The organism is Limnospira indica PCC 8005 (assembly GCF_000973065.1).
GTDB lineage: Bacteria > Cyanobacteriota > Cyanobacteriia > Cyanobacteriales > Microcoleaceae > Limnospira > Limnospira fusiformis.
This window is the reverse complement of record NZ_FO818640.1, coordinates 58912-74613: the sequence shown is the minus strand read 5'-3', so window position 1 is coordinate 74613 and position 15702 is coordinate 58912. Positions and strand designations below refer to the sequence as shown.

The 15702-nt window shown below is 43.1% G+C and carries 9 protein-coding genes; 4 read left to right on the top strand and 5 right to left on the bottom strand.

The window, feature by feature from the left end; all coding sequences use genetic code 11:
* Positions 1-169: 169 nt before the first annotated feature.
* Positions 170-1180, bottom strand: a complete 1011-nt coding sequence (locus XZ46_RS00365; RefSeq protein ID WP_006622219.1) for a rod shape-determining protein — start codon at positions 1178-1180, stop codon at positions 170-172.
* 790 nt (positions 1181-1970) lie between these two features.
* On the bottom strand, positions 1971-3254 hold the full coding sequence (gene stpA, locus XZ46_RS00360) for a glucosylglycerol 3-phosphatase (RefSeq protein WP_008051718.1): 1284 nt from the start codon (positions 3252-3254) through the stop codon (positions 1971-1973).
* Positions 3255-3437: 183 nt separating this feature from the next.
* Here stpA and XZ46_RS00355 point away from each other — a divergent pair, with 183 nt between their 5' ends.
* The 4 genes from XZ46_RS00355 to XZ46_RS00340 all read left to right on the top strand — a co-directional run bounded on the left by XZ46_RS00355 (position 3438) and on the right by XZ46_RS00340 (position 9256).
* Entirely contained in the window at positions 3438-5777 is a 2340-nt protein-coding gene (locus XZ46_RS00355; protein WP_008051716.1) for a tetratricopeptide repeat protein, read from the top strand.
* A 268-nt stretch (positions 5778-6045) separates the two neighbouring features.
* Positions 6046-8268, top strand: coding sequence for a pentapeptide repeat-containing protein (locus XZ46_RS00350; RefSeq protein WP_008051715.1), 2223 nt, complete (start codon positions 6046-6048; stop codon positions 8266-8268).
* 35 nt (positions 8269-8303) lie between these two features.
* Positions 8304-8687: a DNA sulfur modification protein DndE gene (gene dndE, locus XZ46_RS00345; protein WP_008051714.1), complete on the top strand. Its 384-nt coding sequence runs from the start codon at positions 8304-8306 to the stop codon at positions 8685-8687.
* A gap of 158 nt (positions 8688-8845) precedes the next feature.
* A complete protein-coding gene (locus XZ46_RS00340; RefSeq protein ID WP_228116439.1) occupies positions 8846-9256 on the top strand; it encodes a late competence development ComFB family protein in 411 nt (136 codons plus the stop codon).
* On the opposite strand, the gene XZ46_RS00335 is transcribed toward XZ46_RS00340, so the two are convergent.
* The 3 genes from XZ46_RS00335 to XZ46_RS00325 all read right to left on the bottom strand — a co-directional run bounded on the left by XZ46_RS00335 (position 9253) and on the right by XZ46_RS00325 (position 15696).
* Positions 9253-10401, bottom strand: a complete 1149-nt coding sequence (locus XZ46_RS00335) for a helix-turn-helix domain-containing protein (RefSeq protein WP_006622226.1) — start codon at positions 10399-10401, stop codon at positions 9253-9255. The genes XZ46_RS00340 and XZ46_RS00335 overlap by 4 nt on opposite strands.
* Before the next feature lie 175 nt (positions 10402-10576).
* A complete protein-coding gene (locus XZ46_RS00330; RefSeq protein ID WP_008051712.1) occupies positions 10577-13690 on the bottom strand; it encodes a CHAT domain-containing protein in 3114 nt (1037 codons plus the stop codon).
* A gap of 227 nt (positions 13691-13917) precedes the next feature.
* The gene (locus XZ46_RS00325; RefSeq protein ID WP_008051711.1) at positions 13918-15696 is read right to left on the bottom strand and encodes an ABC transporter ATP-binding protein; all 1779 of its coding nucleotides are present in this window, start codon (positions 15694-15696) and stop codon (positions 13918-13920) included.
* Positions 15697-15702 lie beyond the last annotated feature (6 nt).

Genomic DNA, 15702 nt, shown 5'->3' with positions numbered 1-15702 from the left:
TATGAGTATGTCGTCAGGGAAATTTGGCATGGTCTGGGGTTTGACCGTATATTCATTATTGAGTTGCGAATCTTTTTGGGTATTGTACCTTATTGTCCTAAGATTTTAAGCAAATCTTGGATTAAATTCTGGCTCCGCAGCAGCCTACAAAAATCATTCAACAAAACAGCTACGGATTTTGCAGTTGCCGTGTAAATACCCGTTCAAACTGTTCCATATTCTCTAGTACCCGTCCAGTTCCCAATACTACACAGGAAAGGGGATCTGTAGCCACATGGGTGACAATACCAGTTTCGTGACTAATCAGAGCATCTAAGCCTCTCATCAAAGCTCCTCCCCCGGTTAACATAATTCCTCGATCTATAATATCGGCCGCTAGTTCTGGGGGGGTTCGCTCTAGGGTGCGTTTAATGGCTGTAATAATGTCTGATAGTGGTTCTAGCATACTCTCGCGGATTTCTGCGGCTTTAATGGTCACAGTCCTAGGTAATCCTGAGAGCAAATGAATCCCCCTAACTTCCATAATAGATTGTTCTTCGCCATCAATAGGATAAGCTGAACCTAGATTTATTTTAATCTCTTCGGCGGTTTGATCCCCGATTACTAAATTATGGACTTTTTTCATATATTGGATGATCGCCTCGTTTAGGTCATCCCCGGCGACTCTGAGGGACTCACTCAGGACGTTTCCTTCTAAGCTGAGTACAGCTACTTCTGTGGTTCCGCCACCAATATCAACAATCATATTTCCTGTGGGGTCTACCACGGGAAGACCAGCGCCAATAGCTGCAGCGATCGATTGATCCAGCAGTTTGACATCTCCGGCTCCGGCTTGGGTTGCGGCTTCAATTACGGCCCGTCGTTCTAACCCAGTCACACCACTGGGAACGCCAATTATAATCCGAGGAGCAAAAAGAGGTTTTTTTCCGTCATTAACTTCCCGGATAAATAGTCTCAGCATCTGTTCTGCTGCTTCTACATCTGCAACCACCCCATTACGCAGAGGACGCACAACACGGACGTTTTTAGGGGTGCGACCTAACATTTTTTTGGCCGATTCTCCTACTGCTAATGGTGTTTTGTCGTCTTGGTTAATGGCAACTACGGATGGTTTTTGCAGAACTATTCCCTTTCCTGATACATAAATGAGGGTGTTGGCGGTTCCTAGGTCTATGCCCATGTCCCGTGATAAGGAAAAGCGATTAAAAAAGCCCACTGGTGTTTACGTCCCCAATTTAATTAATTCTTTGTTCAAGGCTATCTTGGCTATGTTGATAGGATACAACCTGCCAGAGGCTGTAGTTTAGACTATGCACCAACAGCACTGCCTAACTCGGTTGATTGGAATACGAGAAAGCGGTTGCTAAGATGACCCCCTAGCAGTTTGCCATATTTTTTTTCTCAAACACCAAATTTTACTGGAAGTTATAACCAGTTTTCTGGTTTGAGTCAATCCTCGTGAACCGATGTGGATTGTAGTATGTTTTGGTCTCAGAGTCTAGTCTTTTGTGAAGACTTGACTACGTGCTGCTATACATATCCGTTAACTTGGTCAGCCCTAATGTAAGGGTTCGGTAGACAAGGCAAGGTTTCAGGACTATCTTATACCAAATCATCCGCTAACCAACTGCCCACTTCACAGAAAGAACTCCCCTGGTTGACTGAGGTAGCCAGTCCAGTCCTTTCCCTGGGAAGGCTACACCAACAAGAGTCTTTGAAGCATTTAGATAAGGCCTTCAGTAACTTTTTTCTGGAATAGCACGCCATCCCAGGTTCAAGTCTCAAAACGGAAAGCAATCAGCGACTTATCCTCAAGGCTTCCCAGTCAATGAATTAAGGAGTCAACTTCCCAAGTTAGGATAGGTGAAAGCCAATGAGCGTTCCCCCGGGTTGGCGATGATTATTGGGGAGAATTATAAGCTGTTTTGATGTGGAAACGGGACAGGTTAACGGTTGATGCGGCTGATCTATTAATTGGATCTACCTTGGGCGACTTTTTGGAAAAAGTCAATATATTGGAGATGTCCTTGAGGAAATGCGACATTGAGGGTGAGGGGATCTTCTGTGTCTAGGGGGTCGCCGGGTCCAGCAACTACTTCTAGTATTCCATCCTCATTGGTTCCTAATGTAAGAGGCTGGCGATTTTTTACTTCTCCCTGGGAACTATCTACATAGATAATAATATTTCCGGTATGGAATGCTTTGCCGATTTCCTGAATTAATAATAAAAAGTTGCGATCGCTACCACCACGCCGGATTTCTAATTTACCATCTACTTGTTGAAATTGGCTATTTACGGTATCACCTACGCCGACGATTAAAGGCATTTGTTGGGGGTCAAAATTAGCTTTGACTAACTCTAATAAATCAGCGATCGCCTGTGGACACTGGCGGACATGAAAATCTGCGCCGAGGGGATAACTTCCGGTGCGTTGAAAATAGTAACGATTCAACAACGCTAAGACCCCGGCTTCCTTAATTGCACCCCTAATCATAAACTGAAAATCGGTAGTACCAGAGTCTCCTAACCGCGCGGGACGTAGAATTTCTGTACCCTGTGCATCTCGGCCTAAATTGGGGGCATAGTGAACAAAAAATGAGTCTTCTAAGCCTTGCGCCCTGGCTTTTTCTAGTAAATCCATCATTAACTGATGAATGTCCTGTTGTAAGTCGGCATAGACTTGATGGTGATTATGGAGGCGATCGTAAAATGAGTTTAAGTTAGCGGTTGGTGATGCTTGATTATCCAAAACGGAAGCATCAATACACTTTTCTATATCTTTAGGGGACAAAATATCCTGATGTGTCTGACAAAATCTTTGTAGTCGGGCGCGAAGAGCACGGGGAACGATCGCCAAAAATTCCAACTCAGCATCAGTAACCCCAGGATGATATACTTGTCCTTGGCGATTTTGCCATTGCACGCCGCCCCCAGCTAAACCGGGAAGATAAAGCCCTTGTGTGGCTACTAAGTTGGGATCACCGATGGCTCGTTCAATGATACCATTTACGCCACGAGTGCCGATGTGTTCTCCATTGGTCAAAACGTAAAAATGACCATCTAAAAGGGAAGCGGCGCGCACATAATCTAAACTAATCTGGCGCTGAAGGGGATCTTTGACCAATCCCATACAAACCCCATCCAAATCCTGAATAATCAAGAGGTTTGGAGTCTGAACCAAAACCTGAGTGAGGGTCTGATGGTCAAGGGACAGAGACTGCTGGTGCAATGGGATTGGGGATAATGGTGTCATGGTGGTGCAAAAATTGACCGCGCGATCGCCACTATACCATGTGGCTGGTATTTTCCCAAGCCATCTCTGGCAGAATGAGGCAGGCTGTGGCAAAATCGCGATAGAGTAGAATGATAATTTAAGATACAAGCAGGGCAGTTCCGGCTGTTCTCGACTGACTCTGATTTTAAGGAAGGAATTGTAATGCAGCGCCAGAATCCAGCCGTTTTAGCATTAATGTCCGTAAGTAGTATTATGATCTCAGCCTTTGTGCTGTCGGTTGATGTAGCCCGTAGTCAGTCTAACCCCGTCGAGGTCAGTCCGGCGGAGGTGGAACGATTACAGAATGAACTGCGACTACAGGAGGCGGTACAGGCGGAAGCGAACCAAATTTTTAGCCGGACAATGGCTTTGTTTAATTTGCTGCTGTTGTTGTTGGCTTTGCTGTTGGCGGCGGCGATCGCTGCTTTGTGGATTTTACGGCGATCGGTAATTCATGAAGTTACTGGAATTGTGGAAACCCATCTAAACGAACTGGGGGACTTGGAAAATAAAATCACCAGCGGGAATGAACAGGTACAAACTTTGATGAAAAGTACCCAGGTGTTGGCTGGTAAATTGAATCAGCAAGCTGAGGGTTTTGAGCAAGATCTGGGAACTCGGCGAGAAGAAATGAACGCTATGCAATCGGAGTTCGTTCAGTCCCGGGAACAGGCGCTATTAAAGTTTGAAGAGCAGATTCAGGAACTACGGGAAACCCGAGAACATTTACAACGGGAATTAACAGCTCGTATGGGAGAACTGAAACAACAGGTGGATGAACGGGGAGAGTTGGCTCAACAGGATTTACAGAGGTTGGTGGATACTCTGGAAAATGAATTTTCTCAGGTTCATAATGATTTGGGAAATCGGCGAGAGGTATTGTGGGAGCAGTTGCAAGAGTCGGCTGGTCAATTTTCTACAGAATTAGCACAATTGCAAGATCAGACCAAACAGGAACAAAAGTTAATTGTTGATAATTTGAAACAGCTTGGGGAAGTATCAACGCGGGATATTTCGACGGTGCCAGATGATGTTAATGAACAAAAACAAGCGGTATTGTCTCTGTTAAAGGGTGCAGAAAGGGAGTTTTCTACTCAACTGGCACAGTGGCAACAGGAAGTGAGAAAACAACGAGATTTAGTGTTGGAAAATATCAGCCAAATGGCGGCGGAGTTTTCGCCTCAATTGTCAAATATTCGTGAGCAAGCGGAATTGGAAGCTCAGAAGAAGGTGGAAGTTGCTTTATCAGATTTGGAGAGGTTAGGGGAGACTCTGGCGACTCAAATTGCTGATGCTCAGTTGAAAATTCAAGATCGGATTCGGGATAAGTTTCAGTCTCTTAAACAATTGGAAAGTGAGTTTGTCGCTCAGGTTACGGAGGCGCAAACGGGTATCCAAGGTCAGAAACAGCGGGTTTTACAAGAGCTGGAAATGTTGCAAACTGATGTGGGAAATCAGTTGAATGGTTTAAAAACGGAAATTCGCGATCGCAAAGATGGTACTTTCCAGAAATTAGATAAGTTTGAAAGTACATTATCTGAACAGTTAGAGGTGATGCAGTCTGATGCGGAAGGAGAGAAACAGCGGATTATTAAACAGTTGGGAACGGTTTATTCGGAAGCACAGAATCAAAAGGATGAAATCTTGGCGAAATTGGTGATGCTGCAAGAGTCTGCGACTACTGAGAAACAGCGCATTTTGCAGGATTTGGCTGAGATTTCGCCGACTTTTATCGCTGAGTCTGCTTTGTCAGAAATTTTGCATAAGTTAGCAACGGTTAATGAGGATCTAGCTAAGATTAAGGCGGCAAATCCTGAAATGTTTATGACTGCGGAAGATTATGTGCATCAGGGTAATTCCTATTTTGCTAAGGGTCAGTTTGAGGCGGCTTTAGAAATGTTTAATCAGGTGGTGACGCGGAAACCTGATGATTATCGAGCTTGGTTAAATCAGGGTATGACTTTAAGCCGTTTGAGACGGTTAGAGGAGGCGATCGCTTGCTATGAACGAGCTTTAGAATTGAAGCCGGATTACCATCAGGCTTGGGTCGATCGTGGCGTGGCTCTTGGAAAGTTACAGCGCCATGAGGAAGCGTTTGAGTCTTTCGACCGAGCGGTGAAGGTGCATCAAGATGATGGGGTGGCTTGGTTAAATCGGGGTATGGCTTTGGATGTGTTAGAACGTTATGAGGAGGCGGTTAAGTCTTTTGATGTGGCGACCCACTGTGATCCGAGTTTGGCCAAAGCCTGGAATTATCGGGGTTATACTTTGCTAAAATTGGAGCAAGATGCGATCGCGATGGATAGCTTTAAACGGGCCTTAGAGGTGCAACCAGATTATGCTGATGCTTGCTATAATTTGGCTATGGCTTATGCCATAAATAGTCAGGTTGATTTGGCGACTGAACATCTGGAACAGGCTATTAACTTAAATCCCCGATATGGGAAAGAGGCTCGCACTGATCCTAATTTGGAACCGATCGCTCGTCGGCTGCGTTCTTAGGCTTCATGTTGAGGAATATCAAGTTAGTTCATGTTTTCCATACCATAGACACAGCCAGTCTAACCCCTGCCTAGCTATTTTGACAATGGTATAACTGCTAGGGAAGTGCTGGCTGTAGCCGAGGGAATCCCCAAATTTGATCAAATTTTGACAGTGACTTTACACCTGCAATTAGACTAAATAACCTTAATCACAAAGGCTAAATATTTGTGGAAGGGTTGATTTAGGTCAGTTATCGGAAATATAGGGCAATTAAAGGGGTCTATCAATGGCAAGTTTGGAGAAACCTAGTGGAAATTATGACCCCGGGGAAAAATCCTCGGCATTACATTATACTCAGTCCGACACTGAGATAGTGCAGGAGAAAATTTATCAGTATTTTATCGAGAGGGTAAAACAGGAAAAACCCGATGAAGTTTTGGCTAAATTTGAAGCACTATTTCTGAAATTTGCTGGCCCGATTGACAGGGAAATTAAACAAAGTTTTCAGTATCTGATTGCTAAAAATCAACAGCAAAAATTTCAAGAATTAATCAAGCGCACTTGTTATATTTTAATCAATAACTGGTATGTAGGGAGATATTCTGAGTGTGTACAAAAACTAATTACCAAGCTGAATGAAGTTAGAGAGCAGGAGTTTGGGGGTGATGAAGAACATATTTGTTTACATAATTGGTTAATTCAATTTTTAGATAGTTCTGATTATCAAGATATTAAGGCTGTCACCCAGGTAACGGTTAGTCAGAATTGGAGCGATCGCTATAAAACCTATTTATTAGTTTCTCAATATGCTAACCCTGAAAACTCTTGGGAACATCGAGAAGTAGCGAGAAATTTATCACAAAAACTCCGGGACACATACAAGTTTGAATTAGCTATGTATTTATCCCGTTCTGAGTCTTCCAATTATCCCCAGAATGATTTAAAAAATCCTACCCATCTTGGTTCGGAAGTTATTACTTTAATTAAAAAGGCAATTTCTACTCAAAGTGTCTCGAAAAGCAAAATCAAAGCCGACCAATTGTTACAAGAGGTAGAAGCCTTAAAATACCGAGAATTTAAACATAAGTTTTATGATTATTTGATTTTAAATTTTGACTCCAAACATCCCTTTAATGTGATTAGTTCCCGCCTAGATAAAATGCTAAATGATTTAGGCAACCAATGGAGCGATCGTCATATTAATGGCAATATGATCCAGATAGTTTGTAATCAGACACTGGAATTTTTGACAATTGGGAGTAATGGTAATCCTTCCCCTAATTTCACTTTGTCAATGAAGCACGCCACTCATTTGACATTAGCAATTATTTTAATGAAAGTAGTTTTAATTTCGGCCAACAGTCGAGAGCATCTGGATTTGTGTATTTCTCGGATTATTAATTATTATCAAAATTCCGATGAACAGCAATGTAAAATTGTCATCAATTTTTTAGAGGTTTTCAACTTAGTATCTACTTTGTTCACCGAAAATATACAGTATAATTTAGTCTCGATTAAATCTGATGATGGCACATTACCAGCCCCGACAGTTCTAGAAACATCTCGGCTATTTTCTCAGTTCCAAGGACAAGACCTGCGCCAGAAAAACTTGAAAGGAGTGAACCTCAAAACCATAGATTTTAAAGGTGCAGATATGCGCGAAAAAAACCTCAAAGGAATGAGTTTAATTAAACTAGATTTGCGACTGGTAAATTTAGCCAAAGCGAACCTGAGCCATGCTATTCTCAACGGTTCTAAATTAGCTGTTGCTAATCTGAAGGGAGCTAATATGCAAGAGGCGAGTTTGGTAAAAACAGACCTAAGACGTGCGGATCTTGAAGATGTGAATCTGAGTTATGCGAGTCTAACAACTGCTCAGTTACAACGAGCGAATTTGCGATCGGCTTGTTTAATTAAGGCTAATTTAATGGCAGCCAGTTTAGAAGGCTGTGACCTACAGGGTGCCGATCTAAGTAATGGTAATTTAGAATCAGCTAAGTTAAACCAGGCTAATTTAGCTCATGCTAATCTACGGGGAGTTAATTTACGCAATGCGAACCTACGAGGCGGTAATTTAGAAGGCGCACATTTAGAAGGTGCTGATCTCAGGGGTGCAGACTTACAGGGTGCTAATTTCAAGGGTGCTAACTTACACAGAGCTAACTTTTATCAAGCTAATATTACAGAAGGTAATTTTAATGGAGCAAACCTGAGACGAGTTAATTTTAACCGCAGCGATTTACGGGATGCTGAGTTAATCAGAGTTGACCTAAGTAAAAGTCGTTTACGCAGTGCTTGCTTACAGGGTGCTAATCTAAGTCAGAGTAATTTAAAGGGTACTGATTTTACTCGTGCTGATTTAAGTAATGCTAAATTTAACGGTGCTGATTTGAGTTTTACTTTAATTCGTCATGCTAATTTAAGTGGGGCTGATTTAACCAATGCTAAACTTGAAAAGGCGAATTTATTTGGTAGCAATACTGTAGGTTGCATCAGAAATGATGTATAAATTTTAACAGAAACTGTTAGAGAGTTACTGAGATTATGGAACCACCAGTTGAGCGTTTTCGCCTATCGGAAACGGCTAAAGACCAATTGATTAAACTCAAACGAATCACTAAAATTGACCAATGGAATATTTTATGTCGCTGGGGTTTCTGTCGTTCTCTGGGGGAGTCGAGCCCTCCTTCTCCGGTGCCGATCGCTAATTATAGTAATGTGGAACTAACCTGGCGGGTGTTTGCGGGTGATATGTCTAATATTTTAACAATTGCTCTCAAGCAACGCTGTTATGAGGATGGCTTGGGAACTTCGCCGGAAACCCTCGAACAACAATTTCGGCTACATTTACACCGAGGTATTGGCTATTTGGCGGGGGATAGTGAACTGCAAACCCTGGAGGACTTAACAGATTTAGTGTTACAATAGGAGTATTCGTGATCTGGACGTTTAGCGATCAAAGTGCTGTAATGGTTAATAATAGACCGTGAAAGTATTGGATAGGCGACTTTGCTTATGTAACCAATATTGAGCCCGGTGGAGTTATGGCTAATCCGGGTTTTTGTAGATTTTGGGGGATTGAGATTATGGAAACCATTAAATCCAGAAAATACCATAATGTTATGGAAGATCTGGTGTCTGAGGAAGTCCGACGACAGTTAGTTTCGATGTCTCCTCGGCTAACTCAATATATTAAACGGGTGGAGGTAGAAACCTATGCTTTAAACCGTTTACCACCTCTTTATGCTTGTAGTAGAGAAGGATGGCTACATCAAAAGCGGCGGGGGACTGATGACTGTTATGAGCAGGTGAAAATAGCAGTGCGTCAGGCTTTGGCTGCTGTTCAACGGGATTTGTTGAGAAGTTCGACTCCCTTGGTAAGGGATGAGGAGGAACACAAAAATGCGACGACAGCTACTCATCCCGTGACGAAGGGATCTAAAGACCCTGAGCAATATCAATATTTGCGTAAAAGTCACTCTTATTACAACCGTTAGGGGTTATTCATAAAGTTGCTTAACTCCATGCTAATTAATTCCTGTGGGATTAATTCTGGGGAGATTGTTTCTGGTGGGGCGATATCTGCTCCTAAAACAATGCCTTGCTGATGGTTTTTTAAACCTGGTACGGCGGATTTGGCTTCGGATTCAGATTTACTATCGGGTTTAGTCTCAGGTAGCTCCGGCGGTAATTCAGTTTCTGGGAGGGGTTGATCGGCTATCCAAGCAATGCCACCGAGGGAAGCTGCTAAAATGGCGGTATAACCTAAATATAGGTGAACCGAATTCAGATAAAACCTAGAGTCTAATTCAATTTTTGACCAAGAACGAACTAGGGTAGGGTCAGGACTGGGAGTGGGTAGGGCTCCGGCTAAAGCACTGCCGTTCAGTCCGAAAGCATTACCTAAACGACATATAAACCCTCTCAAATAGATATCTTCGGGTAGGCGATCGATTTGACCTTTTTCGATCGCTTGTATAACTTTAACTGGGATGAGAGTATAATGATGAACTTGCTGTAAGGTGATGCCATGCTCGGCGCGAGTTTTTTGTAATTTTTTGCCGATTTGACACAGGCAAATTTCCCGCCTTTTTTGGGATTTTTCGGCCTGTTGTGCGGGGGTGAGTTTTTTGGGTTTTTTCTTCTTGGTTGTGGGGGTCTTGGGTTTGGGGGTGGAATGTTTTTGAGGGGTTTTTAGTTGGCTATGGGAGTTGTCGTGATCCTCTGGTGAGGATAAGGGAGAATTATCTGTTGGCGGTTTGGGTTTTTCAGTAGATACTTCTACGGTTGATGGGGATGAGGGGGTTTCAGATGTGGTCTCAGGTGTTGGAGAATAGACCGGAGGCTGTGGGGGTGGAACAAGGACGGTTTGATCAGCACTGACCAACATCATTCTCTGCTGTCGGATTAACTGTTTAACAGAAAGCTGGATCGCCTCTCTACCAACTGCTTTGATGACTATTTCAGCTTTAGTGGCGACTTCCCCTAACATTTTTTGGAGGCTTTGCAGAGCAATCTGATAAACCTCGCTTTTGTGAAGTTCTGCCTCAATCTTATATAAAAGCGATCGCATATCCTCTGAGGAAATCTCGGCCGCCATCCCGGTGGCGCTGAAGTTAACTGTGGGATTAATATCGTGCATTATCGGTCTCCCCTAATCCAAGTGCTATAATTCATTTTTCTATGGGTTGATTCTCAGTCCGGATGAGGATCAAAAGAATCTTGATTGTGTCCTGTGTCGGTAAAGTCGGCTAGATAGCTGAATTAGAGGAGGGTTTCAGGGAAGGTCGGCTATATCTTATAATTAGGTATTTATATTACCCCAACCCAGCTAAGGTAAATGCAGCCCAGTAGTAGGGGTTAGCAAAAGGAAAATCTTGTAAGTTGAAGCTGGCTAAAATGGTTTTTTGGTCATTAATTTGTTTGAGGTTTTCCTGAGATGTTATCTGTTCAAAATAGCTCTCTAATTCGGGCTGGTAAGTTGCCATTAACTCGGTTTTGGTTAAACTTCTGAGTCTAATTTGAGCCTGTTTGAGGGCTTCTAGGGGGCTTAATTCTTGACGATATTGATAGTAGAATTGGCTAAAGAGGGTGGTGGGAATTTCTCCGGCTGACCATAGGGGATAAATAACTGTTGTGGCTCCCATACCCAAAAAGGCACTACTAAAGTTGATGAATTGTTGATCTATTGGGGAAGGGTTGCGGTTTGGGTCGGAAGCTGTTGTACAGGTCCGACAGCGGGAAATGAATACTTCTAGGAGTTGGGGCGATCGCATATTGAACAAGTCTTGTAGAGATATGGATTCTGTGCCTAAATTGAGTTGAGAGGATAGGGGATTGTTGGTATTAAAGGTAATGGGATTTCCGATATATAAAACTTGGGCAGATTTCAGTAACTTTTGATACTGATTCAGATTAATCTGGTCATTTAGCAACTGTTCTGAGGGGATAGAATAGCGTTGGGCTAAGGCTGCACATTCATAAGTTGCTAGTAGTGAGGTAGGTTGAGAATTGCCAATTAATCCCCATGGGGTTGAGGTGTTTAATGCTGTTATCTGAGAATGAGGCTGAGACTGGCGGGTTTCTCTAACTTGACTGGATAAATTGAGAATATGGCTACTGGGGGCGATTCTGACCCGGAAGCGATCGCCTAAAAATTCCTCGCCGCCAGCAATTGGTAAAGCCACAAAGGAACAGCGATGTAAGACTAAATTCGGAATAATTAGCAGTTCGTCAACTTCCACAAGATGTTCACTAATTAGGCGGTCAATATCCAGACGTTGAGCCAATTCTGCTAACATCCCTTTCATGCGATCGCGGCTATTTGTTGGGCTGTCTATATCCAATTTTAGCCAGTAATTAGTCAACCAAGTTTCTAAGTTTTCCCCTGATTGATCAGGACATATATGCAGGGCAATCTCTAGGGTGTTTGTCGATGACCAAGCATCATCATTACTTCCCTGTTTTACTATAAAAATATAGGCACATTTGTCGGATGTATAGAAACTCAATAAAGCCGTTCGAGAATGTATGAAATTCTGTAGGATTTCTTGACTCCACGGTTCAACTCGCAGCAGACCAGCCAGGAAGGGGTCTAGGGAGCGTATCTGATTAATCAATTGGTCAGTTTGAGTATCCAAACCATTGAGTGTAGCTGTTTCCGCCCGGAATATAGCAATACTATTCATCCTAATTCCTGCTGCTGCAAACTGTTTCATTTCATCAGACTGACGGCGAAAATGGAGAGTGTCAATTTGCTGATGAAGCCGTTGATATTTTTCGACAAGTTCGGTTAATTGTTGATCTATTCCGGCATAATTATTGGACAGCAAGCGGACTAAATGTTGAATGCGGAAACGTTCCCCATATTCAAAAGCTAACTGTTGCTGATCAGCATTAATACAGGTCTGCACCATGCGACTATATAACCCGGCGACTTCCCTAGTAACTTCCTGGCGATGAGTGGTGGGAATAATATTTGTGTAACTGGTTTCTACAGTTTCAATAGCGCGACTATAACCTGCTATAGCCAAGGACCAGTTTTGCTGCGAAAATCCGATATCCCCCAGATGTCTGGCTGCTAGTAAACAGTGCATAGGAAGGGTCAAGGGGGTGGTTTTTTCTAAACTTTGTTCAAAGGCTTGAATCGCATTATCAAAGTCTTTAATAGCTTGGTATGTCTGACCTAAATTATTAAGTGCTTTGACTTCTTGGCGCAAATCTCCGGTTTCTCTGGCGATCGCTAAGGCTTGTTGATAGTTGTCAATGGCATTCTGTCCTTCTCCTTGGCGATAATAGGTGTCGCCTAAATTGAGTAAAGCGATTATTTGTCCTTGGGTTGACTGAATTTTTTGGGTTAACTCTAGATGCTGTTTATGGTAGGCGATCGCCTGCTCTAAATCTCCTTTAATTTGATAGGTCATCCCGATATTACTCAGACTATTCGCCACCCCAAAACTATAATTAATACTGCGGGCAATTTTGAGGGCTTGATGGTGGGTTGCGGTGGCGTTATCATACTGTTTTATGGCAGTATATGCACTCCCCAAACTAGCTAAAAAGCTGGTTTCTCCGAATTTATAACCTAGTTCCTCGGCTTTTTCGGCGGCTTGTTTGGTATGGGCGATCGCTTCTTCGTAGCGCCCTAAAGTTGAGTATAATTGACCCAAAGAACCCAGCACATTTACCTCGCCGAAACGATAGTTAATTTTTTGGGTTATTTCTAAAGCCTGCTGATAGCCAAACAAGGCTTGATCATGTTGACCAATAGCATAGCAAACATGGGCGAGACTGCTGTAGGCGTTGGCTTCTCCCTGGGGATATTGAGTTTTTCTGGCTACAGCTAAACACTGTTGATGGGCGGATATAGCTTGTTCATATTGCCCTAAAGAATGATAGATATTACCTAATTTGCCTAAACAATTAATCGCCCCACGATGGTTATTGACTTCCTGATAAAGAATTAGGGCTTCTTGCCAAGATTTAAAGGCTGCTTGGAAGTCATTATTTTGGAACTGTTGAACTCCCTGTTTGAAAAGTTCCTCAGCTTGGGATTGTTTAGCTGTAATTTGTTCAGGAGTTAGGGCTGGTAATTCGGCTTTTGGTTGTTCAGAAACTTGGGGGGATGCTGTGCTGGCGACTGCTGGTACAGGTTTAGCTACTTCCTGGGGTGGAGGCGCTGGCATTTTCTGCTGAATGAGGGTGGAGACATTGCCAAACTCTTGAATTTTAGTGGCTATTTCTGTTAATCGTTGGGCATCTTCTTCACAATTGCGATCTGCCAGAACTTGGCAAACTTCCTGTACAAATGGCACAAAATCCTCGTCAATTACAGCCATATTGGCTTGGAGGACTTGCAGAGATTTCTCTGGAGAGTAGACAAGCAAACTGTAAACAATTTCGTAGTAGGCTTGCTGAAGATTTTCATCCATTGCGATCGCGATTAATTGTTTAGGTCGGTAGGCTTTGCGCCTGGGGTACAGAGCCAGAGATTATGGGAAAAGTCCCGACAATGCCTCCCGCTCAAATTTTATCAAGATTAATAGCTATTTACCACAGACTTGATCTAATTTCCGTTAATTGTTGCTATTCTCCATGGGGATGGTTGCATAGCGCGAGAATGGCGGAGATGAGTCTAGGGGTAGTGTTCGGTAATTGTCTAACTGCTAAATTGCTGGGAATAGAAATAAGCATAACGACCACCAAGTGCTAATAATTCAGTATGAGTCCCGGATTCGGTAATTGTACCATGTTCCACTACTAAAATGCGATCGGATCGGCGGACGGTGGCTAATCGGTGGGCGATAATAAAAACCGTTCGCCCCCGCATGAGTCTTTCTAAGGCTTGTTGAATTAGGGTTTCTGATTCGGAATCTAGGGATGATGTCGCTTCATCTAAAATTAGGATTCTGGGGTTTAATAAGACTGCTCTGGCTATGGCAATTCGTTGTCTTTGTCCACCGGATAAGTTAACTCCCCGTTCCCCTACTATGGTTTGATAACCTTCGGGAAATTGGCTGATAAAATCATGGGCGTTAGCGATTTTGGCGGCGGATTTTACCTGTTCAATATCATAATCAGTTTGACCAAAGGCAATGTTTTGGGCAATATTACCAGAAAATAATGTGACTTCCTGGGGTACTATGCCAATTTGTCTACGGAGACTGGGAAGGGTGACATTTTGGATATCTATATCGTCAATCATAATTTGACCCTGTTGGCGATCATAAAATCTAGGTAGGAGGCTGACAATTGTGCTTTTTCCGGCTCCTGACGCGCCGACTAAGGCTACCATTTGACCGGGTTCTACTAAGAGATTAAAATCGACGAGAACGGGCTGATTAGGGGCAGAATCTTGGCGGTGATTATGGCTGTTTTGGCTCAAGGTGGGATAGGTAAAGCTGACATGACGATATTCAACTTTTCCTTTGACGTGGGGAAGGGCGATCGCATCAGGTTTTTCTATGACATTGGGCTGAATTGCGAACAGTTCAAAAATGCGATCGCAGGAGGCTTCTCCCTGTTTGAAGTCACTATAATTACTGGTGGTTAAAGAAATGGGGTCAATCAATAAAGCTACGGCTGTAACATAACTGATAAAACCTGTTCCCGTTAGCTGACCTTGGGAGATTTGCCAGCCTCCTAGGAAAAATAAAAACACTACACTCATCGCTTCCAAAAAGCCGACTACTACGAACTGTAATGCCTTAATTCTTTCCGCCAAAAATTTCGCCTGTCGGTTGTGTTCTGCTTCTAGGGAAAATCGAGAGATTTCGTAATCTTCGGCGGCGAAGGCTTGCACTAAACGGATGCCGCTAAATACCTCCGTCAATAGGGCAGAAAGGTTAGAAATACGGGATTGACTTTGGCGGGTAAAGGTTAGCAGTTTTTCCCCAAACCAGCCAATTAATAGCGCCATCAGAGGGGCAATAATTAGGGTGGCTAGGGTAAGTTTCCAGTTCAGGTAAAGCATATAGCCTAGGACGACTATTAACTGCAAAATGCAGGGGATAAATTGATGAAATAATTTGTTAATGACTTCGCCAATTTTATCTATATCTTCCGTGAGACGATAGGATAAATCTCCCGTTTTGGCGGTTTCAAAGTAACCAACATTTAGCCGATGAAGATGAGTATATACTTGTTTTCGCAGGTCTAGGGCGATGCTTAGGGCTGCTTTAGCCATCAGGGTATCCTGACCGTATTGGACAGTTCCCCGAATTAGAAATATAATGGCAGCAACCCCAGCAATTTGGGCGATCGCTTCTACATCCCCCCGACCAATATATCCGGCTATTTGACCCATTAGCCAAGCTAATAGCGGCCAAAATGCGGTAAAAACTAGGGTACAGGTTAGGGCCTTGGCGATGGTTCGCGACTGGGGACGAACATAGGGCAATAGTTGCCAGTAACTTGATGATTGTTTCAAGGATGCCACAGATAT

Bases quoted from the DNA above. Each gene is read 5' to 3' on its own strand.
- stpA (WP_008051718.1), bottom strand. From the start codon at position 3,254: ATGACACCATTATCCCCAATCCCATTGCACCAGCAGTCTCTGTCCCTT.
- XZ46_RS00335 (WP_006622226.1), bottom strand. From the start codon at position 10,401: ATGCACGATATTAATCCCACAGTTAACTTCAGCGCCACCGGGATGGCG.
- XZ46_RS00350 (WP_008051715.1), top strand. From the start codon at position 6,046: ATGGCAAGTTTGGAGAAACCTAGTGGAAATTATGACCCCGGGGAAAAA.
- XZ46_RS00355 (WP_008051716.1), top strand. From the start codon at position 3,438: ATGCAGCGCCAGAATCCAGCCGTTTTAGCATTAATGTCCGTAAGTAGT.
- XZ46_RS00365 (WP_006622219.1), bottom strand. From the start codon at position 1,180: ATGGGCATAGACCTAGGAACCGCCAACACCCTCATTTATGTATCAGGA.
- XZ46_RS00340 (WP_228116439.1), top strand. From the start codon at position 8,846: ATGGAAACCATTAAATCCAGAAAATACCATAATGTTATGGAAGATCTG.
- XZ46_RS00330 (WP_008051712.1), bottom strand. From the start codon at position 13,690: ATGGATGAAAATCTTCAGCAAGCCTACTACGAAATTGTTTACAGTTTG.
- dndE (WP_008051714.1), top strand. From the start codon at position 8,304: ATGGAACCACCAGTTGAGCGTTTTCGCCTATCGGAAACGGCTAAAGAC.